Raw genomic sequence first — 23,582 nt, forward strand, 5'->3', positions numbered from 1 at the left:
ATTCTGTACCCCCGGAGGTCGATTGTCAGCCATTCGGCGGGATCACCGGGAGCCGGGAGGGGCCGGACAGCTCGGGAGCGGCGGGCGGTCCTTGGTCCGCACCGCCGGCAGCCAGGCGATGGCGTCCGCAGCCGCGGCCGGGTCCGCGCTCGGCAGGCGGACCCGGAACCAGTGCGTGGAGCGCGTGTCCGATTCGTCGATGACCACCTCGCCGCGCAGGAGCTGGCAGTCGGCGTCGAGGACGTCGGCATGCCAGACCCGGGCCGGCACGACGTTGCCGGCCATGTACGGCCGCATGGGGTCGATCGCCAGGCCGAGGCTGCACCGCGGGTCCCGGTCCGTACGGTCCTGGCAGGCCCGCTCGGCGTTGAACACCCTGAGCTGGAGCGGGGGTTCGGCGGTGCCCACGCGCGTGGCGCCGGCGCCCTCCGGGGCGGAGTGCCCCGCGTACGACCAGATCGCGCAGGCGACCGCCCCGCACGCCGCGAGGGCGCGGAGGGCGGTGCGCGCCGTCCGCCGGAGGCGGCTCCTCCGGACCCGGGGAAGGGAACCGCCCGCCCGCCGGGCCTCGATCCGCTCCAGCAGGCTCTCGGCGGTGTGCGCCGCGCGGGCGGCGTGCGTCGGGGCGAGGCAGTCGGCGGCCAGGGTGCGCCAGAACTCCGGGACCCCGTTGGCCATGCGCAGGGGTGCGCGCCCCGCCGCGTACTCCTGTACCGCGGCGCCCCGCGCCACCGGAGTGGCGCCGGAGAACAGTGGGGCGCCCGAGGCGAACACCTCGTGGATCATGAGGCCCAGGGCCCAGATGTCGGCGCTCGGACGGATCTCCACGCCCAGCTCCCCCAGCGGGGCCCGCCAGCGCTCGGGCGGGAGGTAGTCGAGGGTGCCCATCGGCGGGCCGTGCCCGTGCGTGCCGGTCGTCAGCTCGGTGGCGAGCCCGAAGTCGGAGAGCTTGACCGAACCGTCCGCGCCGATGAGGACGTTCTCGGGTTTGAGGTCGGCGTGCACCCACCCGGCGCGGTGCAGATGGGCCAGCCCCTCACAGATCCCGGCGATCAGCCGGGCGCCCTCGGTCTCGGTGGTCCCCGCGCCGAGCAGGTCGCGCAGGCTGCCTCGGGCCCGCTCCATGACCAGGACGATCGCGCCGTCGAGCGCCGGCTGCTCCGGTGCGCTGAGGACGGTGTCGTCCAGCAGCCGGATGAGCCGCGGATGGCCCGCGCGCACCCCGATCTCGACCTCGCGCCGGGCCGCCTCGGCTATGCCGCGGGCCTGGCGCGGTGCGAGCCCGGCGGTCGGCATGATCTTGAGGGCGACTTCGCGGGGCCGCGCGGCCGTCCCCGGCCGGTCCGTCCCCGCCGGCCGTCCCGCGTACACCGTGGCCCAGCCCCCGGCTCCGATGGGCTCGGTGACCACCCAGTCGCCCACCCGATGGCCCGGGGGCAGCAGTTCGGTGTGGCCGCTGTCCCAGGAGGCGCCCGGACCGCCCGGACCGCCCGGCCCCTGCACCCGCATCACGTCGACTACCGCCCCCGCGCGCCCGCTTCGGCCCGGGGCGGCAGCAGTGCGAGGTGCTCCTCGCGTACGACGGCGAACTTCAGGGCGAGCGCGACGACGGCGTCCCGCTTCCCGTTGCGGCGGTCGCCCGGCCCGGGAACGCCGCCCGCGCCGGTTTCGGGCGCGGCGGCGGCGACGCCGATCCGCAGCTTCTCGTCGGCGAGGTAGTCGATGTGCGAGCTGACCGCGCGCGCCGTCAGCCGGCCCCCGGTTCCATGGCCCCGCAGCCGCTCGACGACCTGCGGGGTGGTGGGCACCGCGACCGGCGACTGGTCGCGCAGCCAGGGTTCGCAGAGGGCGACGAGCACGAGGAAGTACGTGGCCGTCTCGTCCAGGGAGTACGCCGTCACGGTGCGGCTGGCCCAGGAGCCGCCCGCGCCGGGCGGGTCCAGGTAGACGTGGTCGGGGGCGAACACCTGGAAGGAGACGGTGGTCCCCCGCCGCGTGGGCAGCACCACCCGGGAGAACTCGAACGGGATCGGCGCTCCGGCCCGGCGCGGCGACACCCGCAGGTACTCGCCGGCGCCCTCCGGGTTCTCCACGAGGTAGGTCTGCGTGGTGCTGTGGTTGGTCAGCTGCCAGTGGTCGTCGGTGACCCGGATCTCCCCGGCCAGCCGGGAGACCGCCTCGTCGGCGAGCCGCAGTTCGACCGGGGTCCTCGACGAGCCGCGTCCGAACCGCGCGACCTCTCCCGGTCCGAGCCGCAGGGTCACCGCCTCGCCGCCCGGCTCCCCGTCGGCTCCGCCGCCGCTCCCCTGCGGCAGATGGACGACTATGCCGCTCACCACTCCCCCTGTACGACGTGCTGACAAAACGTCGTACAGGGAACGGTACCGGCTGGAAGGCCGGCCACGGGGTGGGTACTCCGGCCATTTCCGGGGCCCCGTGGGCGCGGTCTCAACAGGCGGGGGTGCCTGCCGGGAGCGGTGCGACCAGGCGTTCCCCGAAGGCGTTCCACGGCCCCGAGCCGCCGCTGGGCCGCTCCTGTACGCGCGTACGGATCCGGCCATCGGCGGTGACGGCGAAGACGTGGATCCGCCCGGTGGCGTCGGCCGCGGCCGTGGGCGTGGCGGCGAGCGGGGCTCCGGGCTCACCGAACTCCCGCGCCGCGGCCCAGGTGCCGGCGGGGTCCGCGTACCAGCGGTGGACGAGCCGGGCCCCGCCGGGCGACAGGGCGAACGCCTCCAGCCGCCCGTCGGCGCTGGGGGCGAGCGCCGGGGCCGCGTCCGACCAGCCGAACAGGTGCTGCCACTCGCCCCAGCCGCCGCTGGGGACCGTCTGGCGGCGGTGGAAGACGGCCACGCCGGAGGGGGCGGGGGCCGCGACGGTGAGCCGGCCCGAACCGTCGCGCACCACGCGCGGCGCGCCGCCGGCCGCCGTGCCGAACGGCTGCCACGCCGCGGCCCAGGCCCCGCCCGGTGCCTCCTGCCAGCGGTGGTGGAGGGCCGAGCCGCCGGGTGCGAGGGCGAACACCTCCAGCCGGCCGTCGGCGTTGGCGGCGACGGCGGGGGCGCGCCGACCGGCCCGCCGAAGCCGCCGTCCCAGAGCGTCCCCGCGGCGGCGGCCGCGCCCCGCAGGACGCCCCGCCTGCTGATCGCATGCACGGCTGCCTCCGGTGTCAGTTGACGGCGGGGCCGGAAGTGCCGCTCACCCAGGCCCACTCGGACCATGTGGTGAAGCCGGTCTGCCATTTGTGGTGGACGCCGGCGCCGCCGGTCCCGAACACCTCGATGCGCCCGTCGGCGTTGGTGGCGGCGCCGATTTCGGTTCCGCCTCCGCCGAACTCGGCCCACTGGCCGTAGGGGGCGTTGACCCCGCTCTGCCAGAGGTGCCGGGCTTCGCTCGCGTTGACGGCGAAGACCTCGACGCGGCCGTCGGGGGACCGTTCGCTGGTGAGCTGGGAGTCGGCCGGCCCTCCGGTGGGCTCCCAGCCGGACCAACCCGTCGCTCCGGTCTGGTACTTGTGGAAGACGCCGACCGGGCCGGAAGCGAAGACCTCCAGCCGGCCGTCCTGGTTGTGGTCCACGGTCAGGTCGCGGCCGCCGCCGCCGAAGTCCTCCCAGGCCGACCAGCCGCCGTTGACGGCCGTCTGGTACAGGTGGCGGAAGGTGTCCCCGTTCAGGGCGAAGACCTCCAGGCGCCCGTCGAGGGACTTCTCCATTTCGATGCGGCTGTCGGCCGGACCGCCGCCGGTGGGCTCCCACGCGGACCAGCCGCCGCTCGGCGCGTTCTGGTACCGGTGGAACACCCCGACGGGACCGGAGGCGAACACCTCCAGCCGGCCGTCGCCGTTCGCGCCGACGGCGATGTCCTTGCCGCCCCCGCCGAAGGGCTCCCAGCCCGACCAGCCCGCGGAAGGCCCGGTCTGGTAGCGGTGCTGGAAGGTGTCGCCGTTGAGGGCGAACAGCTCCAGCCGGCCGTCGGCGCTCGGGCCGATCGCCAGTTCCGCGCCGCCCGGACCACCCAGGGGCTCCCACGCGGACCACGAGCCGTTCACCGTGTTCTGCCAGGCGTGGTGGACGCCGTCGGCCCCGGCCGCGAAGACCTCCAGCCGGCCGTCCGCGGACCGGGCCGAGACCACCCGGCCCGATTCCGCGGGATACGTCAGCGGGCCCGCTCCGGGCTCCTGGTGGCCGAGCCGGTCCACCGCGGCCCGGGCCTCGTCCATGTGGCGCCGGTGCACACCCGCGTTGTAGGTGGACCAGGGCTCCCAGTTGGTGCCTGCGGCGGAGATCGCGAAGGCGGCGTTCGCGTTGCACTGGGCGTCGTAGGCGCAGGCGTCGTCGACCTCGGGGTGCCAGTAGTCGTTGATCTGCCACAGGCCGCGGTCCCTGGAGGGGGGCGTGTTGTTCTGGACGTTGGTCGCCGAAGGGTTGCAGCTGGACTCCGCGAGGGCGACGGCGACGGCGGTCACGAGGCCGTCGCCGCGGAAGCCGGCGTTGTAGCCGGTCTGCGCGCACAGATCGCTCGATGCGGCGGACGCGGGCGAGGCCCCGGTGAGGGTTCCCGCGGCGCCGAACAGCACGGCCAGCACCGCTGCGGCCAGACGGTGGGCGGTGGGCCGCCGCGGTGACGGGGTGGTACCGGCGGATAACGAGCGCTCGGCTGCGGACATCTGCTTCCCCTTCGGGCGTGGTGCTGGGCAGGACGGGGCGGTGGGGGCACGGCGGGGCGGTGGTGGTGCGGGGCGTGGCGGTGCGGCGGGGCGCCGGGGGCCGTGCGGCGAGGTCCGGTCAGCTGACGGCGGGGCCGGCGGTGTTGGTCACCCACGCCCACTCGGACCAGGTGGAGAATCCGGTCTGCCATGTGTGGAAGACGCCGGAGCCGCTCGTGCCGAAGACCTCGATGCGCCCGTCGGCGTTGGTGGCGGCGGTGACCTCGCTCCCGCCGCGGCCGAACTCGGCCCAGGGGCCGTAGGGGGCGTTGAGGCCCGTCTGCCAGGTCTGCATGGCCACGGTGGCGTTGATGGCGAAGACCTCGACCCGGCCGTCGGCGGTGCGCTCGCTCGTCAGCTGCGCGTCGGCCGGTCCTCCGGAGGGTTCCCAGCCGGACCAACCGGTCGGGCCGGTCTGGTACTTGTGGAAGACGCCCACGGGACCCGAGGCGAAGACCTCCAGCCGGCCGTCCGCGTTGTGGTCGACGGTCAGGTCGTGTCCCCCGCCGCCGAACTCCTCCCAGGAGGACCAGCCGCCGTTGGCGGCCGTCTGGTACTGGTGCCGGAACGTGTCCCCGTTGACGGCGAACACCTCAAGCCGTCCGTCCGGGGACTTCTCCATCTCGATCCGCCCCTGCGCCGGCCCGCCGCCGGAGGATTCCCACGCGGACCAGCCGCCGCTGGGCGCGTTCTGGTACCGGTGGAAGATCCCGGCCGGCCCCGAGGCGAACACCTCGATCCGCCCGTCCGCGTTCGTGCCGGCGGCGATGTCCTTGCCGCCCCCGCCGAAGGGCTCCCAGCCCGACCAGCCCGCGGAGGGCCCGGTCTGGTAGCGGTGCTGGAAGGTGTCGCCGTTGAGGGCGAGGAGTTCGAGCCGGCCGTCGGCGTTGGGAGCGAGGGCCAGTTCCGCGTTGCCGGGGCCGCCGAGGGCCTCCCAGGGGGACCAGCCGCCGTTGACGACGGTCTGCCAGGCATGGTGGACCCCGTCGGCGGCCGCCGCGAACACCTCCAGCCGGCCGTCCGCCGAACGGGCCGAGACCACCCGTCCGGACTCGACCGGGTGCACCACCGGCGCCGGGCCGGGGCCGGGCCCCTGCCCCGGCGTACAGGGCATCTCCACCCCGCGCTCGGCGAGGTACGGAATGGGGTCGGTACGCACGCCGGCGCCCGCGTCGGCCCAGATCCGCAGGTGGAGGTGGGGGCCGTCGGACTGGCCCTCGCTGCCCACGAGCGCGATCTGCTGCCCGGCCGTGACGCGGTCGCCGACGGCGACGTCCCGGCGCTGCATGTGCCCGTACTCGGATATCGTCCCGTCGCCGTGCAGGATGCGGATCCACTGCCCGTAGTCGGACACGTAGCCCGAGATGATGACCTCGCCGTCGCCGACGGCGTGGATCGGAGTGCCGTAGTCGGCCGCGATGTCGATGCCGTTGTGCGCCTGGCTGTAGTACTGGGATATCCAGCCGGCCGCCGGGCACGAGGCGGCGAAGCCGGCGGTGCGGGCGGCGGCCGCGGGCGGGGCGGCCAGCGCCGGCACCACGGCGGCCGTCACCGCCAGGACCAGCCCCCACGCGCGTCGTGACATGCCGAGAACCACCGGACGTTCCTCCCCCTGGGTCGTGGAGCCGGGACGTACGGGAACGTAGCAACGGCCCGGGACGAGGGGATCCGGAACATTCCGGAATGACAGGCGGGCGGGGCTGGGCTAGGAGGTCTGCGCCGGCGGCGCCCGGCCGGCGGTCAGGGTGTCAGCGGGTCAGGCCGTCCACCTCGGCCGCGTAGAGCCGGGCGGGGTCCAGTCCCATGCCCGTGAAGTGGCCCGCCAGTTCCAGGGACAGCACACCGTGCAGGCGGGACCAGAAGCCCAGGGCCAGACGGAGGGCGGACGGCGGGGCGTCCGGGTGGCCGCCGGCCCACTCCCGGTGGCCGGCCAGGTGCTCCTCGAAGGCGGCGGCCCGCGCCCCCGGTGCCGCCGCGGTACAGGCGTCGAGCAGGACGGACATGATCTCGGCGGTGATCGCGGTGGTGTCCTGCGGCGCGTGGTAACCGGGCACCGGCGTGCCGTAGACGAGGAAGTAGCGGTGCGGGTCCTCCAGGGCCCAGCGGCGCAGCACCTGCGCCAGCGCGGAGAGGGCGGGCCGGCCCGCCGCCGCGTCACCGACCGCGATGAAGGCGTCGGCGAGGCTGCGGTACGCGTCCCGGATGAGTTCGGTGATCAGCTCGTCGCGGTTGGCGAAGTACCGGTACAGGGCCGGTCCGCTCATACCCATCTGCTTGGCGATGGCGTTGAGCGAGAGTGCCGAGGCGCCGGAGCCGGCGATCTGCTGCCATGCCTTCTCCTTGACCTCCTCGCGCACCTGCTGCCGGTACCGCTCGCGCGGGGTCTCCGTACGTCCGGTCGTGCTCATCGCGCCGCCTCTCCTCGTCGGCCATTTTCGTTAGAGGCTATCACTATCGGCAACATCCATCACGAACGGACGATGAACTCGCTTGACATCCCCGATATGCCCACCCATTCTAGTTATAGCTTCTAACGAACACGAGAAGCAGAAACAGGCAGTCGAGAGACGAACCACTTCGGAGGTCATGATGAACACGGTCGAGCGCGTGGAGATCGTTCTGCCGGGCAAGGTCGAGCCCGAAGGCCTGGAGCTGCACCGGGGGCCGGTCCCGGCGCCCGCCGCCGGGCAGGTGGTCGTCGCCATGGAGGCGACGGGCGTCTCCTTCGCCGAGCAGCAGATGCGCCGCGGCCGGTACTACGACCAGCCCCCGTTCCCCTTCGTCCCCGGATACGACCTGGTCGGCACGGTGCTGGCGGTCGGCGACGGCGTCGGCTCCGGCCTGCTGGGCCGGCGGGTGGCCGCCCTGACGAAGACCGGGGGCTGGGCGAGCCACGTCGCGCTCGATGCCGCCGACGTGGTGGAGGTACCCGAGGGCGTCGGCGCGGCGCAGGCCGAGACGGCGGTCGTCAACGGCATCACCGCCTGGCAGATGCTCCACCGCAAGGCCCGCATCCGCGCCGGCCGGACCGTACTGGTCCACGGGGCCAACGGCGGGGTCGGCTCGATCCTCGTCCAGCTGGCGCTGGCCGCCGGGGCCACGGTCATCGGCACGGCCTCCACCCGCCACCACGACGGCCTGCGCGCCCTCGGGGTGACCCCGATCGACTACCGCTCCGGCAACGTCGCCGCACGGGTACGGGCGCTCGCGCCCGGCGGGGTGGACGCGGTCTTCGACCACGTCGGCGGCGAGGGCATCGTCGATTCCTGGCGGCTGCTGGCCCCCGGCGGCACCCTCGTCTCGTACGGCACCGCCGCCACCCGCGACGACCAGGGATCCGGCTCGTGGCCGGTGCTCAAGCTGCTGGGCCGGGTGTGGCTGTGGAACGCGCTGCCCAACGGCCGCCGCGCCTACTTCTTCAACGTGTGGGCCGGGCGCGCGTACGCCAAGAACCGCTTCCGGGCGCGCCTGCGCTCCGACCTGACCCAGGTGTTCACGGCCCTGCAGCGCGGCGAGATCACGGCCAAGGTCGCCGCCGAGATCCCGCTGGCCCGCGTCGCGGAGGCGATGCGCCTGGCCGAGTCGGGCACGGTCGCCGGAAAGGTCGTCCTGGTCCCCTGACCAGGACGACGGTCGGCCGGACGGCGTCCCCGAGGGGCCGTCCGGGCAGACCGCCCCGCAGGTCAGCTGACCGGCGCCGTCCTCCTGCGCCCGGCGCGGTGCGCCCGCGGCGGCTGGATGGGCACCGACGACGGCTGCACGGTCGTCGGGTACATCACGGCGGCCTGACGGGCCACGTACACCCGGGCGATGAGCTCGTCGCGATCGGTGGGCGGCACCTCCATCCCGAACAGGTCGCGCAGCAGGCCCGGGATCTCCTCCGGGGTGTAGGTCTGCGAGCCGGCCGTGCCGTCGGGCCGGGTCCGGGTCAGGACGGTGCCGTCGAGGAAGACGTGCTCCCCCTCGTGCATCTGCTGGACCAGGAGCCGCCCGGCGAAGGGCGATCGCGCGTGGGTGGAGAGGAAGTGGTTGGCCACCATCCAGTCCTGTGGGTACCGCTGGTCGAGGGTGAAGGCGTGCAGGTCGTACCAGCCGTCGGCGCCGCGCGTGCGCATCGCGTACAGCCGGTCGCCGGTCTCGGTGGTGGAGGCCTCCAGCCGGAAGCCCCAACCGCTGAGCGAGGTCTCCGCGCCGTCCGCGAGTTCGATGGGTTCGATGGGATTGCGGCCGAAGCCGGGGTCGCACACCCACACCTTGCCGGTCTCGGGCGTCTCGGCCGTCTCCACGCGCAGCATCGCGTGCGTGGCCGCCCGTACGACCCCCTCGGAACCGATGCGGACCCGCGAGGCCAGACCGGTCACCCGGAAGCCGACGCGCTCCAGCACCGCCGCGAGGAGCACCGTGTGTTCGTAGCAGTAGCCGCCGCGGTGTCCGTGGACCAGCTTGTCCTGGATGTCCTGCAGGTCGAGGGAGATCGGCCGGCCGAGCACGATCTCGACGGTCTCGAAGGGTATCGAGGTGATGTGCGCACGCGTCAGCGCCCGCAGAACGTCGAGGGTGGGCGCGAGCTCCCCGTCGTAGCCGGTACGCCGGAGGTACGCATCCAGGTCGAGGCTGCCGCCCTGCCAGGCCGTGGCATCGTCGTTCGTCGTCATGGAGACATGGTGCATAGGAAATCGGTCACGGCCGGAGAGCCCGGGGGAAATACGTCACGTCCCCGGGGACACCCCTGACGTGGCGTCAGCCCCACGTGCGGGAACACAGCACGAGCCGGTAGCCGTCCGGGTCGGCGATGGTGACTCCGTGCTCGTCCCAGTAGGGGTTGTGCGCGGTGACGCGCGTCCCGCCGTGCTCGACGAGCCGTCGGACGAGGGCCTCGTCGGGCGCCTCGCCCAGGTAGACGACGAAGAGGTCGTCCACGGTGGGGGCGGGCGTGATCGGGTGGTCGGGGTCGTGGGTGAGCTCGAAGTGCCAGCCGCCCTGGGCCGGCCCGACCATGAGCAGGTCGTGCTCGCCGGGCACGCGCTCGGCGCTGCGCCACTGCACTTCGAGGCCGAGCCCGTCGACGTAGAACCGCTCGGCGGCCTTCAGGTCGAGGGAGGGGCGGGCGACACGGACATGGGTGCGTGAATCGATCATGGGGCAGAGGGTACGGGCGCGCCCGGGCCCGGGCCAGAGGGCCCGGGCGGGGTGTGGCAGGTCGGGGCCGGCGGCCGGGCGGGCCGGTCCCGGTGTCAGCTCAGGGACATGGAGACGTGGTGGGCGTCGATCCGGAAGCCGTTGCGCAGGTAGGTCCGGTGCGCGGCGTGGCGCTGGTGGCCGGTGTCGAGGTGGAACTCCGCGCAGCCCTCGTCCGTGGCGATGGCCTTCAGCTCGGTGAGCATGCGGCTGCCGAGGCCGCGGCCGCGGGCGGACTCGTCGGCGACGAGGTCGTCCAGGTACAGGATCCGGCCCGAGATCATCGTGTGCATGATGCGGAAGCCCGCGACGACGCACACCTCGCCGTCCTCCTCCGAGTAGACGATCCGGTAGCCCTCCGCGGACTGCGTCCGCCAGCGCTCGGCGAAGGCTTCCTCGTCCAAGTGCGGCCGCAGTTGCGAGAAGACCGGCCAGCAGCGGCGTACGGCGCGCTCGTCGTCGGCGTAGATCACATCCATGCCCGAAGCCTCGCACGCCGCCGCGCCCTCCCCGCCCCCGGAGGCCCGAACCGGTTCCTTTGCCGTCAGGTCCCGCGGGCCGTCGCGCGCGGTGGGCGCCGCCCACTCCCGGTGACCGCTGGTTTGAGCGCCGTCAGGGTGGTCAGACGCCAAGGGCCACTCACCCCGCCCGCACCCGACCGCCGCGGCAGGGGCCGCGGGGGGCGGGGCGGGGGCGAGACGTCCAAGCGATCGGAACAGCGCCATGGAAACCCACGTCCACAGCCCGCGATCCCGCTCCTCTCCCGCGGCGACGCGGCACCGTCTGCTCACGGTCTACCTGAACGACCACCTCGCGGGCGCCGGCAGTGGCGTCTCCCTCATCCGGCGCATGGCCCGGACACAGCGCGACACCCCGGCGGGGCCGCTCCTGGCCGAGCTGGCCGGGGAGATCGCCGAGGACCGGGAGAGCCTGCGCGAGTTCATGACGGCCCTCGACGTGCCCGCGCGGTGGTCCAGGATCGTCGTGGGCCGTCTGGCCGAGAAGGCGGCCAGGGTCAAGCCCAACGGACGGCTGGTGAGCCGCTCGCCGCTGAGCGACGTCCTCGAACTGGAGGCGATGCGGCTCGGAGTCGAGGGCAAGGCGTCGCTGTGGCGGTCGCTGGGGACCCTCGCCGAGACCTCGGCCCCGGTCGACCCGGCCGCCGTCGGCCGTCTCCTGGACCGCGCCGGGCGGCAGGCGGCCGTACTGGAGGGGCTGCGGGTGGACGCCGTCGCCCGGACCTTCACCGCCGACGCCCCGGCACCCGCCCGGGTCGGCCGGGACCACGCCCGGCACAGCGCACGCCGGGCGCCGGCCCGGAGGACCCGGTGGGCGTCATGAGGGTCGTCGTCACCGGCGCCAGCGGCAACGCGGGCACCAGCGTGGTCAAAGCGCTGGCGGCCGACCGCAAGGTCACCGACCTGCTCGGCGTCGCCCGCCGCCTGCCCGCCCTGCGCATCCCCGGCGTCCGGTGGGCCGAGGCCGACATCGAGCCGGGGCGCGGCGACCTGGCGGCGCTCTTCGCGGGCGCCGACGCCGTCGTCCACCTCGCCTGGAAGTTCCAGCCGACCCACGACCCCGTCGCCACCTGGCGCACCAACGTGCTCGGCAGCATCAACGTCTTCGAGGCCTGCGCCCGGGCCGGCGTACCCGCCCTCGTGCACGCCTCGTCCGTCGGCGCGTACTCGCCGGGCCCCGGGGACGGGCGCCCGGTGGACGAGTCCTGGCCCACCCACGGCTGGCCGGGCGCCGCGTACACCCGGGAGAAGGCCTATCTGGAGCGGTACCTCGACGGCTTCGAGCCCGCCCACCCCGGCCTGCGGGTGGTGCGGATGCGGCCGGGGTTCCTCTTCAAGAAGGAGGCGGCGAGCGAACAGGGCCGGATCTTCGCCGGGCCGTTCCTGCCGTGGCGGCTGATCCGGCCGGGCCTGCTGCCCGCGCTGCCCGCCGTGTCCGGTCTGCGCTTCCAGGCCCTGCACACCGACGACGCCGCCGCGGCCTACCGGGCGGCCGTCATACGGCCCGTGCGCGGACCGTTCAACCTGGTGGCCGACCCCGTGCTGGACACGGCCGCCGTCGCGGGGCTGCTGCACGCCCGTACGCTGCCGCTCCCGGCGGGCGCGGCCCGCGCCGCACTCGCGGCGGCGTGGCGCGTGCACCTCGTACCGGCCGATCCGGGCCTGCTCGACGCCGTCCTGCGACTTCCCCTGCTCGACGCCGGCCGGGCCCGCGCGGAGCTGGGGTGGACTCCGTCGGCCACCGCCACGGAGGCCGTCGCGGCCTTCCTCGAAGGCCTCCACCGGGGCGCCGGCCTCGCCACCCCGCCCCTGGCCCCCGCGGCCGCGGGCGCCGGGGCGGGCACGGCCGTCCCCTGACCCGAGGAGTGGACATGGACGCAGAGAACCGGCCGGACGAACGGGTCCGGCGGATGCGTGAGAAGGCCGAGGGGCTGGAGCAGGCGGCGCAGCACGCCACGGACCCCGAGGAGCGGCAGCGGCTGAGGGACCGGGCCATGCGCGTGCGCGAGAGGAGCGAGCGGGAGTACGGCAGGGGCAGCGGGACCATGGACCCCATGTAGCCCTTCGGGACGCAGCCGTTCAGGCGGGGTGGCCCGGGGCGATCTCCTTGACGTCGCGGTACCTCAGCAGAGCGGGCGCGGGGCGCACCGGCGGGCAGACCTCCGTGGGGGCCAAGATGAAGCCCACGTGGTCCCCCGCGTCCACGCGCGTCTCGATCCGGCCGGCGAACCAGGCGCGGGCGTCGGCCAGCAGGGGGCTGCCGTCGGCGCTCGGCCGCCACTCCACCCGTGCGAACTTGTCCACGCTGTCGCCCGTCTCGCCGCCGAAGAGTTCCGCGAGCCGGCCCTCGCCGTGGTCGAGCACGTGCACCGCCAGGTGGGAGGCGGCGCGGGCCACGCGGAAGGTGTGGTTGAGCTTGGAGAGCCACACCACGAAACGCGGCGGCCGGATCGAGCACTGCGAGGCGAAGCCCACGAGGCAGCCCGACCGCTCGCCCGAGGCCGCCACCGTGACCACGTACACGGGGCCGTCCAGGACGTCGGCGAACGGGTCGAGCTCGGTCTCGGCCACCACTGCTCCCTCGGTCTGCGGCTCGCGCCGGCCCGGCTAGCGGGCGATGTGCTCGCCCACGACGGTCAGGGTGAAGCCGTGGCCGGCCGGGTCGGCGTAGCGCCGCAGGGTGGTCCGGCTGCCCGGCAGTCCGCCGTCGTCCTCCGCGGCCACCGGGCGCGCACCGAGGGCCACGGCCTCCCGTTCGGCCGCGTCGAGGCTCCGCTCGTCCACGAGGATGTGCACGTGGGCCTGCTGGGAGCCCTCCGGGAGCGGCCAGCTGGGCGGTATGTGGTCGGGGTCGCGGCGGACTCCGAGGACGACCCCGGTGGGGCCGGTGACGAGGAGGAGGTCCCCGTCGCCCGGGGCCGGTCCTGCCGTGGCACCGAGCAGTTCGGCGTAGAACTGCGCCAGCAGCTCGGGCTCGGCGCTGTCCAGGACGAGAACGGCTGTCTTGGGTACGGTCATGCACCCCGTGTGCCCCGTGTGGGTGACCGTACACGGTGCGTGCGCGGCCGGGGCGGCCGCGCTCGATCTCTCAGGAGCGGATGCGGAGTTCGATCTCCCGTTCCTGGTCGCCCGATACGGATCCCATCTCCTCGACCGTGAAGCGGGCGGTGAGCACGGCCTGTACCCGCTCGACCGCGCGGGGGCCTCCCTGGAGGGTGACGGTGACCGCGCCGTTCAGCCGTACGGGTGTCTCCTGGCGCCCGGCCGGGTCGGCCGGCTCGGCCGCGTCGAGGACCGCGCTCCACACGGTCGCGGCCCCACCGCCCCCGCCCCCGGCGGCGCCGCCCGCGCCGGACTCCGCGGGGAAGGAACGCTCCAGCAGGTCGAGGACGGCGCGGGCGTCCTCTTCGGAGCAGTCGGCGACCGTCACGACCACTTCGGCCACCGGGATGTCCTTGTCGTGTCTGTCCATCGGGGGACCTCTCTCGTGCGTGCGGCGCCGGTGCGCGGGACGTGGAACGGGGGGCGGATAGGGACACGGAAGCGGATGCGGGTGCGCTCCGAACGTGCCACAGGGGTGGGGGCACCGCATCATTTGCCTCCGCCTGGCGGAAGGGGACGGTGCGGGCGACGCCGGGACATGACGGGGCCGCGCCGGAAACACGACGCGGCCCCGCGGCGCCGAAGCGCCGGGGGCCGCACCCGGGTCACCCGCGAGCCGCGAGAGGCTCGCCGGGCGGCGTCAGGTCCTGTCGCGCTTGTCGCGCAGGGAGTCCTGGGCGCCGCGGGCCCGCTCCGCGGTGTCGCTCACCGCTTCCTTCGCCTTGCCCTTGGCCTGGTCCATCTTGCCCTCGGCCTTCATCCGGTCGTTCCCGGTGATCTTGCCGGCGGCTTCCTTGGCCTTGCCCTTGGCCTGGTCCATCTTTCCCTTGTCAGCCATGGTGAACTCCTTGGTGTGAGGGTCTCAACGGGGCCCAAACTAGATGAAATCAGACAACTGCGCACGGCGAGGATCCCGAGTGCCCCGCGCATGAGGACGAGGACTCGCCCCGTCGACGAGAACTGCCACCGGCGTTACCCCGGTCCGCCGCCGACAGGCGTCTGCCCTGCGACGCCCCACGCATCCCCGGGAATTGCGCATTCCGTGCCCGAGGCGGCGGCCCCGGCCGCCGCGGCCGCGCGCGGTCACTTTCGGACATCTCCCGCCGGTGTGGCGCGCAGAGGCACATGGGGGGCTTTCGGGGGCAGGCGAGAGGGTGTCCGTATGTGTGCCACGACCACCCGGCCGACCCGGCCGGCCACGCGTGGCGCCCGACACCAGGAGGTTTCACCATGCTGATCACCGTCACCCGCACCGGCGGCTTCGCGGGCAGGGAACGAAGTGCTTCCCTCGACACGGAGTACCGGAGCGACGGCGCCGAACTGGAGCAGTTGGCGGAGCGGGCCCTGAGCGGGGAGTGCCCCGCCGACCGCGGGCCCGTACCGGACGGGTTCGCCTACGTCGTCCACATCGACGGCAAGCTGGTGGAGTTACGGGATCCGTACCTCACCGACGAACAACGGCAGCTGATCGCCACCGTCTTGGGCGAGGGCGCCTGACCGGTCCGGCCGCCCCCGCCGCTCCGGGCCCGGAAGGCCCGGAGCGGCGGGGGCGGCGCCGTCGGCGCCCGAGCGGTTCGCGTCGGGCCGGCCCTCAGGCGATCGCCACGGCGCCGTCGACGTCGGCGTCGACGAGCCAGGCGGCGGCCATCCGTTCCCGGGCCGAGGCGAGGGCCGCCTCGACGTCACGTGTCCCGGTCGACACGCACAGCGTGTAGACCACGTCCTCCAGCCGCTGCCGCAGCGGTTCGCGACGGTCGTCGGCCCGGAGCTGCGACACCGTCTCGTACTCCTCCACCAGACGCGCCAGTACCGCAGGGTGAGCCATCAGCACGATCTCGCTCCTTCACACGTCGCCTTCGCGGGGCCCGAACGCCACCTGCGCAGCTTGTGCCCCGGGCCGGGCGCCCCATGCGCCACACGCGTCGTACTGGCCGATAGTGCGTCATGTCGGTGGGGGCGGTCGCCTTGGCGACGGACCGCTCGCCCGCAGGGTCCCCGCCCTCGAGTTCGGACGGGGTCACCGGTTCAGGCGGGCCACTTGCCCGACACACGGCGTACGGCCACCGCCCCGGACCGCTGGACGGCCGCTTTGACGAGGGCGAAGATCGCGCCCTGGATCGCGGCGGCGATCAGGATCTCGCGCCAGTGCCGGTCCTCGTCCGTGGCGTCGGGAGCGTCGTCCTCGTGCCCGGCGAGCTTCCAGACCTCCTTGAAGAGCGCCCCGGCCAGCAGACCGGCGCCGGCCCCGAGGGCCAACCCGACCGGCTTGTAGACGACTTTCGATGCCTTCATCGCGTACGCCTCCTCTTTCCCTCTCTCGTTGCGTCACCGCATAGCCCGACGCGCAGACCGACGCGGCTCCCCGACACCTGAGCGTCGGGGAGCCGCCTGCGGGACTGCCGCCGGGCCCGTCGCCCCGGGTCAGTCCCCGGAGCGGTCCCGCTCGCCCGCCCGGCGCTGGGCTCCGGCGCTGGGCGTCAGCGCGTCTCCCGCCTCGCGGTCGTGGCCGCCCGGCATGACCGCCTCCTCGGCCTCCCTGCGGGCTTCGCGGTCGCCGCTCTCCCCGGGCGCCTTGGAGGGCGGGGTGGTCGGCTCGTGCTTCTTGTGCTCGGTCACGTCCATGCTCCTCGCGTCGAGGGCGCCGCCGTCCCACGGCGGCGCGCCGGATCAGATGATGCGGCCGCCGTACGGGCCGCCGATGCCGTAGTACGTACCGAGTTCCGCCCGGTAGGCCTCGTCCCGCAGGTGGGTGTCGCGGTGGAACTCGGGGGCGTTCTTGATCTGTTCCTTGGTCCGGTCGACGTGGATCCGCTCTTCGTCCACGTCGACGCGCGAGACGGTCCCGGCCGGGAGGAGGACCTCCTTGCCGAAGATCCACGGGCCGGTGTCCACCACGATGTACGCGGAGCCGGCCTCGTCGGAGTGCTTGTCCACCTTGCCGATGATGCCGTCGACGGCCTCGACCTTGAATCCCGTGAGGTCGACGCCCTGCGGACGGCCCGAGGTCTCGCGATAGCCCCACACGTTGTCCGTCATGAAAGTTGCCCTCCGTGGTGGTCGGGTCGGAGTCTCGTCACGGCGCGCCTGCCCCTCGTCCGCCCTCCCACACCCGGCCATCCGGATTCGGTGACTCCGCGAACGGGCGGTGGTCTCGGCCCGCCGCGCGGCGCAGCCGCCGCCGGACGCGCGCTCCCTCTACCCTCTGCGGTCACAGTGGTGCGCGATCACGGGCGAGGTGCATGCGGCGTGGAACGAGGGCTGCCCGAGGGCGTCGTGGGGGCGTGTCGATGACCGCCGGCCGGGGGGCCTTGTCAGGGCTGCTCGCCGAGGCGCACGCCCTCCAGCCCGACACCGTGGCCCTGCGCCGGGCCATCCACCGCCACCCCGAGCCAGGGACGCACCTGCCCCGCACCCAACAGGCCGTACTGGAGGCGCTGGCCGGGCTGCGGCTGCGCCTCGCCACCGGCTCCGCCCTCAGCTCCGTCACCGCGACCCTCGACGGCGCCCTGCCCGGTCCGACCGTGTTGCTGCGCGCCGACATGGACGCCCTGCCCCTGGAGGAGGAGAGCGGCCTGGACTTCGCCTCCCGGGTGCCGGGGGCCATGCACGCCTGCGGGCACGACGCACACACCGCCATGCTCGTGACGGCCGCCCGGCTGCTGTCGGCCCGGCGCGCGGAGCTGGCCGGGCGCGTGGTGTTCATGTTCCAGCCCGCGGAGGAGTCCGGCGGGGGCGCCCTGCGCATGATCGACGAAGGGGTGCTGAGGACCGAGGACGGCGGGACGGTGGACCACGCCTTCGCGCTGCACCTCACCACCCGCTTCGACAGCGGCACCGTCCACCTGCGCGCGGGGCCGACGTTCGCGGCGTCCGACCGGTTCCGGGTGACCGTCCGCGGTCGCGGCGGGCACGCCTGCGCCCCGCACCTCGGCGTGGACCCGGTACCCGTCGCGTGCGAGATCGTCCAGGCCCTGCAGAGCATGGTCACCCGTACCGTCGACGTCCACGACCCGGCCGTGGTCACCGTCGCCTCGGTCCACGCCGGTACGGCGGCCAATGTCATCCCCGACACGGCGGACATCGCCGGGACGTTCCGCACCCTCTCCCCCGCCGCCCGGCAGCGCGTGCGGGAGGGCATCACCCGCGTCGCCCACCACGTGGCGGCCGCCCACGCTGCCCGCGCCGAGGTCACGCTGACCGAGGGTTACCCGCCCGTCGTCAACGACCCGGCACGCACCGCCGCCCTCCACGACACCGCGGTCGCGCTCCTCGGTCCCGGCCGGGTCCACCACCTGCCCGGACCGTTCATGTGGGCCGAGGACTTCTCGTACGTGCTCGAACGGGTTCCGGGCGCGATGGCCTTCCTGGGGGCCCGGCCGCCCGGGACCCCTCCGGGGGAGGCCGCCGACCTGCACTCCTGCCGGGTCGTCTTCGACGAGGAGGCGCTGGCCGCCGGGGCCGCTCTGCACGCCGCCGCGGCCCTCAGGGCCGAGGCCCCGGACGGAGCGGAACGCGGCTGACGCGGCCGGACCGGCCGGCGCGCGGTGACGCCCTCGCGGCGCCGGCCACCGACCACCGACCACCGGCGGTCCACGGAGGCGGTGAGGGGCGCGCAACGGCGGTATCCGGTCAGCCTGGGTGACCGTTTGGTGAACCGCGCGCGGCCGACAGCAGGTCAACGGCCTGCGATCGGCGCCTCACACCCGTGATCACGCTCCGTCCGCGCGTGATCGCGAAGGGCACGCACCAGGGTTGAGCTGGCAGAACGACCGTTCGGTCGCCGGTAATCGAACGCCCTGTCCGTAAATCGGTCATCGATGTGCGCACGGCCTTCGCACCAGCGAGACTAAACGTCGTCCAGCCGATACACCGCAGCCAAATGCTGCATCCACCCTTCGAATTGAAAGTGAGTACTGTCGTGCGTCACCGCATCGCCGCTGTCACCGCCGCCGCCCTCCTCCCCCTCGCCGGGGCCACCGGGATCGCCGAGGCACAGCCCGCGAGCCTGTACGCCCCGTCCGCCGTGGTCCTGGCGGTCGCCCCCGGCCAGGACAACGCCGCCGTCTCGCGTGCGGTCGCCCTCAGCTGCGCGCCGACCGCGCAGGGCACGCACCCCGACCCGCAGGCAGCCTGCGCGGCCCTCGCCGCCGCCGGCGGCAGCCTCAACGGGCTGCTGGCGAGCCCGGACCGCAACCGCGCCTGCCCGATGCACTACGACCCCGTCACCATCACTGCGGACGGCGTCTGGAAGGGCAGCCGCATCTCCTGGAAGCACACCTTCTCCAACGCGTGCACGATGGCCGCGACCCTCAACGGGAACGCCGCCTACTCGTTCTGACCCCGCCGCGCGGGCGGCGTCCGCCCGGCTCGGCTCCGCTCCCCGTCGAAGAGCACTCCGGGGTTGAGGATCCCCGCCGGGTCGAGCGCGCCTTTGGCGGCCCGCAGCGCCCGGGCGAACGGCTCCGGGCGCTGCCGGTCGTATCCCGGCCGGTGGTCCCGGCCGACGGCGTGGTGGTGGGTGACGGTCGCCCCGTGCGCGCCGAGCACCTCCATCGCGGCCGCCTTGATCTCGTCCCACATCGCGAGCTCCGAGCCGCGTCTCGCGGCGGCGATGACGGTGAAGTAGGGGGCGGGGCCGTCGGGGTAGACGTGGGTGAAACGGCAGTTGATCATGCCCTCGGCGCCGGTGACCTCGCGTACGACGGCGCCGAGGTCCCAGTGCACGGCCTCGTACAGGGCGTCGGCACGGCCCCAGGTGCAGGCCGTTTCGAAGGTTTCGCTGATCACGCTCATCCGTGCGAGTGCATCGCGCAGGTAGGGCATGCGCAGGAACGCGGAACGCCACGCGCCGGCCGCGGAATCGTCGCCGGCGCCACCGGCGGAGGGCCGGCCGGCGGTGCCACCGGCCGGCGAACCGCCGTGGTCCCGCGCCAGGGTGGCCAGTTCGGCGAGCCGGTCGTCGACGGGGAAGTGCGCGGACTCCACTCCGAGGACGAGTACGCTCCGGCCGCCCCCGGCCACGCCCGCGAGCGCCGCCTCGCCCGGGTCGAGCAGCCGGCAGTTCGCCGGGTTCAGCCCCGACTGCGCGATGGCACGCACCGCGGCGGCCGCGGCCTTGAAATCGCCGAACACGAACGAGGCGGAGGCCTTGTGGCGGGGCCGGTCCTGGAGCCTCATCCACGCCTCGGTGATCACTCCGAGCGTGCCCTCCGATCCCAGGAACAGCCGGTCGGGGGAGGGGCCCGCGCCCGAACCCGGCACGCGCAGCGACTCGTTGACTCCGACCGGGGTGACCACGCGCAGGGACTGGGTCAGATCGTCGATGTGGGTCAGGAGCGTGGCGTAGTGGCCGCCGGCCCGTGTCGCCAGCCAGCCGCCGAGAGTGGAGAACTCGAAGCTCTGCGGAAAGTGGCGCAGGGTCAGCCCGTGCGGGCGCAACCGGGCTTCGAGGTCGGGCCCGAGCACGCCCGCCTGGATCCGCGCCGCCCGGCCGACGGTGTCGATGTCGAGTACGCGGTCCAGGCCGGCGAGGTCCAGCGAGACCACGCCGCCGCGCCGGTCCCCGCGGTACTCCACTCCCCCGACCACGGAACTGCCCGCCCCGTACGGCACGACGACCACGTCCGCGCCCGCGGCCCAGTCGAGTACGTCCACGACGTCCTGTTCACCGCGGGGGTAGACGACCTGGTCGGGAGCCGCACCGAGTTCACCGCGCAGGGCCCGTACGACGTCGCGGTAGGCCTTGCCGTAGGTGTGCGAGGCACGGTCCTGCGGGGCGTCGGACATCAGGTGCGCGAGGGAGGCGGGCGGGGAGATGCGGGGCTTCGGCAGTTCGACTGACCGGACGTCCGGCACGGGGAGCGGAGTATCGGCCGCGCCGGGGACCAGCGCGCCGAGCGCGACGCACTCGCTGTCCGGCAGGGCCCTGTCCTCGGCGCCCCAGCCCCACCAGGAGCGGCGCGGCCGAGTTCGGGCGGCGGGGGCGGCGGGCGTGATCTCGGCCATGGACATATAACCCTTCGGTAATTTACCGCTTGGTAATTTACTCCACCGTATAGTTCGCGTCATGGACTCCACAAGCGCCGGCGCCGGACCGGCCGCCACCCCGACCGCCCCTCCCCCGCCGGGCAGGCGGCGTGGCAGACCGGCGGGCACCAAGGGGGTACCGCGCGCCGAGCGCGAGGAACAGATCCTGGCCGCCGCGGTGGAGGAGTTCGGCCGGCACGGGCACGCGTCCGCGTCGATGGCCGCCATCGCCGCCCGCGTGGGCGTGACGAAGCCGATGCTCTACGCCTATTTCGACTCGAAGGACGGGCTCTACCTCGCCTGCCTCGAACGGATCGCCGCCCGCGTCATCGAGGCGATCGACACGGCGATGGCCGGTGCGCCCGCCACCACGGCCGGGGAGCAACTCCCCCACGCCGTCCTCAGCGGGCTCTTCTCGGCCCTCGAACACCGGCGTCACGCCTGGTTCGTCCTCTACGACCGGACCTTGCCGCCGGACTCCGAACTGCGCCGCGCCGCCCAGCGGCACCGCGGGACCGTCGACGCGCTCGCCGCGCAGGGCATCGCGGCCCTGCTCAGCGGCCACGGCAACGAGGATCCCCTCGACGCCGACGCCCTCAAGCACATGTGGACGGGGACCGTCAGCGCCCTCATGGGCTGGTGGATCGCCCACCCCGACCAGTCGGCCCGGGACATGAGCGCCCGCTGCGCCCGCCTGCTGACGGCGGTCCGCACCCCCTGATCCGGGGGGCTGCCGGCGGTCAGCGCCCGGACCACCGGGGGCCCGAGGGCACCGGCGCGCACGAGGTGATCCGCGCGACCTCCGCCCCGCTCCACCACCGGCTCCTGACCACGGCCCTCCCGCTCGACGCGGCCGATGCCGACCGCGCCGCGAGGGCCGCCGCCGAGGCGGCGCGAGCGTACGTACGGGAGGAGGGCGCGGCCTGACCCGCCGCGGGCGCCTTACGGGGTGGTGCGCACCGGGAAGGTGAAGCCGTAGCCCTGCTTCGCGAGCCAGGGCAGGTACTGCTTGAGCGCCGCGACCGTCTCGCTCCGGTCGCCGCCGCCGTCGTGGAAGAGCACGGTGGGCTGCGCGGGCAGCTTGCCCTCCAGCGCGGCGACGATCGCCGGCAGGCCCGGACGGCTCCAGTCCTTGGGGTCCACGCTCCAGCCCAGCGGCCGCATCCCGCCGGCGGCGGCGATCGCGCGGCTGTCGGGGGTGAAGGCTCCGCCCGGGGCGCGGTAGTAGTTCACGGCGACGCCCGGCACGGCCTTCTCGATCATGGCTTTGCCGTCGAGTATCTGGCGGCGCTGGTAGTCCACGGGCTTGTGGTCCATCGTCACGTCGTGGTCGACGGAGTGGTCGCAGAGCTCGTGCCCCTCGGCGGCGACCTGGCGCACCAGCTCCGGGTACTTCTGCGCCCTGGTTCCGATCATGCAGAAGGTGGCCTTGACGTGGTTCTGCTTCAGCACCTCGAGGACCTGCGGGGTCCATCGGGGGTCCGGACCGTCGTCGATGGTGATGGCGACGTCGCGGCCCGGGCCCTGGGCCAGCCTCGAAATCCCCAGCGGGATCCCGGCGGCCCCGTGGGCGGGCTCGGATCCGGACCCGGGACGCCCCGGCGAGCTGTCCGTGGCGGCCAGGGCCGGCGTGCCGGCCGCCGCGAGGACGACGGCGAGGACGGCCCCCGCCACGGCGGATCCCGCCCGTCGACGGCGGACGGAACTGCTGGTGATGCCCATGGACGCGCTCTTCCTTTGCCTTCGACCCCCGGAACCCGCGATTCCGATCCAGGGTAGGCCACACGCGTGAGCGGCCACCTCGGCCGATGGGCCCGCCCGCCCCGCCCCGGGCCGCAGGAACGTTCCGACAGGCCCGGGGAGGACGTGCGCGACGCCCGTGGTGGGGGCCGATCAGGCGGAGGCCTGCGCCGGAGTGTTTTCCGTCTCTTTCTCCGTCCCGGCCGCCGCACCCTCGGCGGCGGCCGGTGCGGCAGCCGGGGCAGCCGCCTGCGCAGCCGCGCCCGCACCGCCGTGGTGCGGCAGGGCCGCGTAGTAGACGGTCGCGCCCTGCTTGACGCGCTCCGCCAGGCTGCGGGCCACCAGTCGCTCGGTGGTCGTGCGCACCAGGTTGTCGCTGACGCTGCGGTCCGGGTCCGCGGCCTTCAGCGCCTGGGCGATCTCGCGGGCCGTCTTGGGCTCCGCCTGTCCGCTCAGGTGCCGGTGGATCAGCTCGGTCAGCGGGACCTGCTTCTCCTTGGCGGCGACGGCCTTCGCCTTGGCGGGCTCCTTCGTCGCCTTGACGAGCCGCTCCTTCGCGGGCTTCACCGGCTCCGCCTTCGCGGGCTTCACCGGCGCCGCCTCCGCGGGCTTCAGGGGCGCCGCCTTCGCGGGCTCAGCCTTCACGGCCTTCGCGGCGGGCTTCTTCCTGCCGGTCGCCGTCGTGGCGGCCGGCTTCCTGACGGACGCCTTCCGGGCCGCCGTCTTCTTCGCGGCGGCGGTCGTCCCGGCGGCGGTCGCGGCGGCGGCCGTCGCGGTCTTCCCGCCGGTGCGCGGGGCGGGCAGCGGCGTCACGACGTCGCCGAGGGCCGCCCGCATCCCCACCAGGAGTGCGTGGTCCTGCTCCAGACCGGCCAGGCGCTCCTGGAGGGAGGCGATCTCCTGCCGAATGCGTTCCTGCTCACCGGTGTTCAGGTCGAGGTCGGCGGCGACCTTCTCTGCGTACTGGGACTTGAGGGTGGGAATCTCCCGAGCGGACATGAGGGCTCCTCCGATGGACGGTGTTGCGCGCGGACTCTACCCAGGTGACCTGTGTGGTGTGTGAGTTTGAGCAGTACACGACCCAAAGGAAGCGCCCGGGGTCACCGTTGTCCCGCCCGGCGGATGACGCGGCGCTCGGGGTTGCGGGTTCGGTCAGTGCGGTGCGCACCGGAGTCGTCCTGGCGGCGGAACGGCGAACACGTGGTCCGGTTCGCAGGCGAGACGGAAGTGGCCCTCGCCGTACGCGGCCGCGGACTCCGTCGCCATCGCCGCGTCCAGCGGCGGGTACACCAGCAGCTGGCCCGCCACCAGCT

At 74.2% G+C, this 23,582-nt stretch carries 29 protein-coding genes; 9 read left to right on the forward strand and 20 right to left on the reverse strand.

Features of this window, described 5'->3' with window-relative positions; translation table 11 throughout:
- Nucleotides 1-42: 42 nt before the first annotated feature.
- The 6 genes from ACS04_RS23810 to ACS04_RS23835 form a co-directional block, all read right to left on the reverse strand.
- Nucleotides 43-1,509, reverse strand: coding sequence for a serine/threonine-protein kinase (locus ACS04_RS23810; RefSeq protein ID WP_048478770.1), 1,467 nt, complete (start codon nucleotides 1,507-1,509; stop codon nucleotides 43-45).
- An 8-nt stretch (nucleotides 1,510-1,517) separates the two neighbouring features.
- Nucleotides 1,518-2,336 carry a serine/threonine protein kinase gene (locus ACS04_RS23815; RefSeq protein WP_209441760.1) on the reverse strand — a complete coding sequence of 273 codons (819 nt, stop codon included), beginning with the start codon at nucleotides 2,334-2,336 and terminating at the stop codon, nucleotides 1,518-1,520.
- 112 nt (nucleotides 2,337-2,448) lie between these two features.
- On the reverse strand, nucleotides 2,449-3,024 hold the full coding sequence (locus ACS04_RS23820) for a DUF8189 domain-containing protein (RefSeq protein WP_245236511.1): 576 nt from the start codon (nucleotides 3,022-3,024) through the stop codon (nucleotides 2,449-2,451).
- 145 nt (nucleotides 3,025-3,169) lie between these two features.
- On the reverse strand, nucleotides 3,170-4,666 hold the full coding sequence (locus ACS04_RS23825; RefSeq protein ID WP_245236512.1) for a DUF8189 domain-containing protein: 1,497 nt from the start codon (nucleotides 4,664-4,666) through the stop codon (nucleotides 3,170-3,172).
- Between the two features lie 118 nt (nucleotides 4,667-4,784).
- Nucleotides 4,785-6,302 carry a DUF8189 domain-containing protein gene (locus ACS04_RS23830; RefSeq protein ID WP_048478772.1) on the reverse strand — a complete coding sequence of 506 codons (1,518 nt, stop codon included), beginning with the start codon at nucleotides 6,300-6,302 and terminating at the stop codon, nucleotides 4,785-4,787.
- 151 nt (nucleotides 6,303-6,453) lie between these two features.
- On the reverse strand, nucleotides 6,454-7,113 hold the full coding sequence (locus tag ACS04_RS23835) for a TetR/AcrR family transcriptional regulator (protein ID WP_048478773.1): 660 nt from the start codon (nucleotides 7,111-7,113) through the stop codon (nucleotides 6,454-6,456).
- Nucleotides 7,114-7,294: 181 nt separating this feature from the next.
- Between ACS04_RS23835 and ACS04_RS23840 the strand changes: the two genes are divergently transcribed.
- Nucleotides 7,295-8,326 carry a medium chain dehydrogenase/reductase family protein gene (locus ACS04_RS23840; protein WP_048478886.1) on the forward strand — a complete coding sequence of 344 codons (1,032 nt, stop codon included), beginning with the start codon at nucleotides 7,295-7,297 and terminating at the stop codon, nucleotides 8,324-8,326.
- Between the two features lie 62 nt (nucleotides 8,327-8,388).
- Here ACS04_RS23840 and ACS04_RS23845 read toward each other — a convergent pair whose 3' ends face one another.
- The 3 genes from ACS04_RS23845 to ACS04_RS37620 form a co-directional block, all read right to left on the reverse strand.
- On the reverse strand, nucleotides 8,389-9,360 hold the full coding sequence (locus ACS04_RS23845; RefSeq protein WP_078865254.1) for an arylamine N-acetyltransferase family protein: 972 nt from the start codon (nucleotides 9,358-9,360) through the stop codon (nucleotides 8,389-8,391).
- Nucleotides 9,361-9,445: 85 nt separating this feature from the next.
- Complete coding sequence (locus tag ACS04_RS23850) at nucleotides 9,446-9,844, reverse strand: VOC family protein (protein WP_048478774.1); 399 nt, start codon at nucleotides 9,842-9,844, stop codon at nucleotides 9,446-9,448.
- A 95-nt stretch (nucleotides 9,845-9,939) separates the two neighbouring features.
- Entirely contained in the window at nucleotides 9,940-10,362 is a 423-nt protein-coding gene (locus ACS04_RS37620) for a GNAT family N-acetyltransferase (protein ID WP_048478775.1), read from the reverse strand.
- 244 nt (nucleotides 10,363-10,606) lie between these two features.
- Here ACS04_RS37620 and ACS04_RS23860 point away from each other — a divergent pair, with 244 nt between their 5' ends.
- From ACS04_RS23860 to ACS04_RS23870, 3 genes are read left to right on the forward strand one after another with little or no spacing between them, the layout of a single operon-like run.
- A complete protein-coding gene (locus tag ACS04_RS23860; protein WP_245236513.1) occupies nucleotides 10,607-11,224 on the forward strand; it encodes a hypothetical protein in 618 nt (205 codons plus the stop codon).
- On the forward strand, nucleotides 11,221-12,258 hold the full coding sequence (locus tag ACS04_RS23865) for an NAD-dependent epimerase/dehydratase family protein (RefSeq protein ID WP_048478889.1): 1,038 nt from the start codon (nucleotides 11,221-11,223) through the stop codon (nucleotides 12,256-12,258). Before ACS04_RS23860 ends, ACS04_RS23865 begins: the two co-directional genes overlap by 4 nt.
- Nucleotides 12,259-12,272: 14 nt before the next feature.
- On the forward strand, nucleotides 12,273-12,461 hold the full coding sequence (locus tag ACS04_RS23870; RefSeq protein ID WP_048478776.1) for a DUF6381 family protein: 189 nt from the start codon (nucleotides 12,273-12,275) through the stop codon (nucleotides 12,459-12,461).
- A 19-nt stretch (nucleotides 12,462-12,480) separates the two neighbouring features.
- Here ACS04_RS23870 and ACS04_RS23875 read toward each other — a convergent pair whose 3' ends face one another.
- The 4 genes from ACS04_RS23875 to ACS04_RS23890 all read right to left on the reverse strand — a co-directional run bounded on the left by ACS04_RS23875 (nucleotide 12,481) and on the right by ACS04_RS23890 (nucleotide 14,341).
- Nucleotides 12,481-12,972 carry a flavin reductase family protein gene (locus ACS04_RS23875; protein ID WP_107438679.1) on the reverse strand — a complete coding sequence of 164 codons (492 nt, stop codon included), beginning with the start codon at nucleotides 12,970-12,972 and terminating at the stop codon, nucleotides 12,481-12,483.
- Between the two features lie 36 nt (nucleotides 12,973-13,008).
- Nucleotides 13,009-13,419, reverse strand: a complete 411-nt coding sequence (locus ACS04_RS23880) for a VOC family protein (RefSeq protein ID WP_048478778.1) — start codon at nucleotides 13,417-13,419, stop codon at nucleotides 13,009-13,011.
- A gap of 70 nt (nucleotides 13,420-13,489) precedes the next feature.
- Entirely contained in the window at nucleotides 13,490-13,873 is a 384-nt protein-coding gene (locus tag ACS04_RS23885; protein ID WP_048478779.1) for a hypothetical protein, read from the reverse strand.
- Between the two features lie 270 nt (nucleotides 13,874-14,143).
- The gene (locus ACS04_RS23890) at nucleotides 14,144-14,341 is read right to left on the reverse strand and encodes a CsbD family protein (RefSeq protein ID WP_048478780.1); all 198 of its coding nucleotides are present in this window, start codon (nucleotides 14,339-14,341) and stop codon (nucleotides 14,144-14,146) included.
- A gap of 392 nt (nucleotides 14,342-14,733) precedes the next feature.
- Here ACS04_RS23890 and ACS04_RS23895 point away from each other — a divergent pair, with 392 nt between their 5' ends.
- Nucleotides 14,734-15,000, forward strand: a complete 267-nt coding sequence (locus tag ACS04_RS23895; RefSeq protein WP_048478781.1) for a protealysin inhibitor emfourin — start codon at nucleotides 14,734-14,736, stop codon at nucleotides 14,998-15,000.
- Between the two features lie 94 nt (nucleotides 15,001-15,094).
- Here the strand turns inward: ACS04_RS23895 and ACS04_RS23900 are convergent, their stop codons facing one another.
- The 4 genes from ACS04_RS23900 to ACS04_RS23915 form a co-directional block, all read right to left on the reverse strand.
- Nucleotides 15,095-15,328: a DUF5133 domain-containing protein gene (locus tag ACS04_RS23900; protein ID WP_342449530.1), complete on the reverse strand. Its 234-nt coding sequence runs from the start codon at nucleotides 15,326-15,328 to the stop codon at nucleotides 15,095-15,097.
- A gap of 200 nt (nucleotides 15,329-15,528) precedes the next feature.
- Nucleotides 15,529-15,795: a DUF4235 domain-containing protein gene (locus tag ACS04_RS23905; RefSeq protein WP_048478783.1), complete on the reverse strand. Its 267-nt coding sequence runs from the start codon at nucleotides 15,793-15,795 to the stop codon at nucleotides 15,529-15,531.
- A gap of 129 nt (nucleotides 15,796-15,924) precedes the next feature.
- Entirely contained in the window at nucleotides 15,925-16,119 is a 195-nt protein-coding gene (locus ACS04_RS23910; protein ID WP_078865255.1) for a hypothetical protein, read from the reverse strand.
- Nucleotides 16,120-16,170: 51 nt separating this feature from the next.
- Nucleotides 16,171-16,539, reverse strand: a complete 369-nt coding sequence (locus ACS04_RS23915) for a PRC-barrel domain-containing protein (RefSeq protein ID WP_048478785.1) — start codon at nucleotides 16,537-16,539, stop codon at nucleotides 16,171-16,173.
- A gap of 251 nt (nucleotides 16,540-16,790) precedes the next feature.
- Between ACS04_RS23915 and ACS04_RS23920 the strand changes: the two genes are divergently transcribed.
- Together ACS04_RS23920 and ACS04_RS23925 are read left to right on the forward strand one after the other, a co-directional pair.
- Nucleotides 16,791-18,023 carry a M20 metallopeptidase family protein gene (locus ACS04_RS23920; protein WP_048478786.1) on the forward strand — a complete coding sequence of 411 codons (1,233 nt, stop codon included), beginning with the start codon at nucleotides 16,791-16,793 and terminating at the stop codon, nucleotides 18,021-18,023.
- 359 nt (nucleotides 18,024-18,382) lie between these two features.
- The gene (locus ACS04_RS23925; protein WP_078865235.1) at nucleotides 18,383-18,841 is read left to right on the forward strand and encodes a subtilase-type protease inhibitor; all 459 of its coding nucleotides are present in this window, start codon (nucleotides 18,383-18,385) and stop codon (nucleotides 18,839-18,841) included.
- Here the strand turns inward: ACS04_RS23925 and ACS04_RS23930 are convergent.
- Entirely contained in the window at nucleotides 18,829-20,508 is a 1,680-nt protein-coding gene (locus ACS04_RS23930; RefSeq protein ID WP_048478890.1) for an FAD-binding oxidoreductase, read from the reverse strand. The genes ACS04_RS23925 and ACS04_RS23930 overlap by 13 nt on opposite strands.
- A 61-nt stretch (nucleotides 20,509-20,569) precedes the next feature.
- On the opposite strand from ACS04_RS23930, the gene ACS04_RS23935 reads away from it, so the two are divergent.
- Nucleotides 20,570-21,250 carry a TetR/AcrR family transcriptional regulator gene (locus ACS04_RS23935; RefSeq protein WP_078865237.1) on the forward strand — a complete coding sequence of 227 codons (681 nt, stop codon included), beginning with the start codon at nucleotides 20,570-20,572 and terminating at the stop codon, nucleotides 21,248-21,250.
- Between the two features lie 65 nt (nucleotides 21,251-21,315).
- A complete protein-coding gene (locus ACS04_RS36580; protein ID WP_398022221.1) occupies nucleotides 21,316-21,456 on the forward strand; it encodes a hypothetical protein in 141 nt (46 codons plus the stop codon).
- A 15-nt stretch (nucleotides 21,457-21,471) separates the two neighbouring features.
- Here the strand turns inward: ACS04_RS36580 and ACS04_RS23940 are convergent, their stop codons facing one another.
- Together ACS04_RS23940 and ACS04_RS23945 are read right to left on the reverse strand one after the other, a co-directional pair.
- Entirely contained in the window at nucleotides 21,472-22,251 is a 780-nt protein-coding gene (locus tag ACS04_RS23940; protein ID WP_048478788.1) for a polysaccharide deacetylase family protein, read from the reverse strand.
- Nucleotides 22,252-22,422: 171 nt separating this feature from the next.
- Nucleotides 22,423-23,268 (reverse strand): dihydrolipoyllysine-residue succinyltransferase component of 2-oxoglutarate dehydrogenase complex, encoded by an 846-nt coding sequence (locus ACS04_RS23945; protein ID WP_048478789.1) that lies wholly within the window; start codon nucleotides 23,266-23,268, stop codon nucleotides 22,423-22,425.
- Nucleotides 23,269-23,582 lie beyond the last annotated feature (314 nt).

The sequence above is a fragment of the Streptomyces roseus genome (assembly GCF_001044425.1).
GTDB classification, from domain to species: Bacteria; Actinomycetota; Actinomycetes; order Streptomycetales; family Streptomycetaceae; genus Streptomyces; species Streptomyces roseus.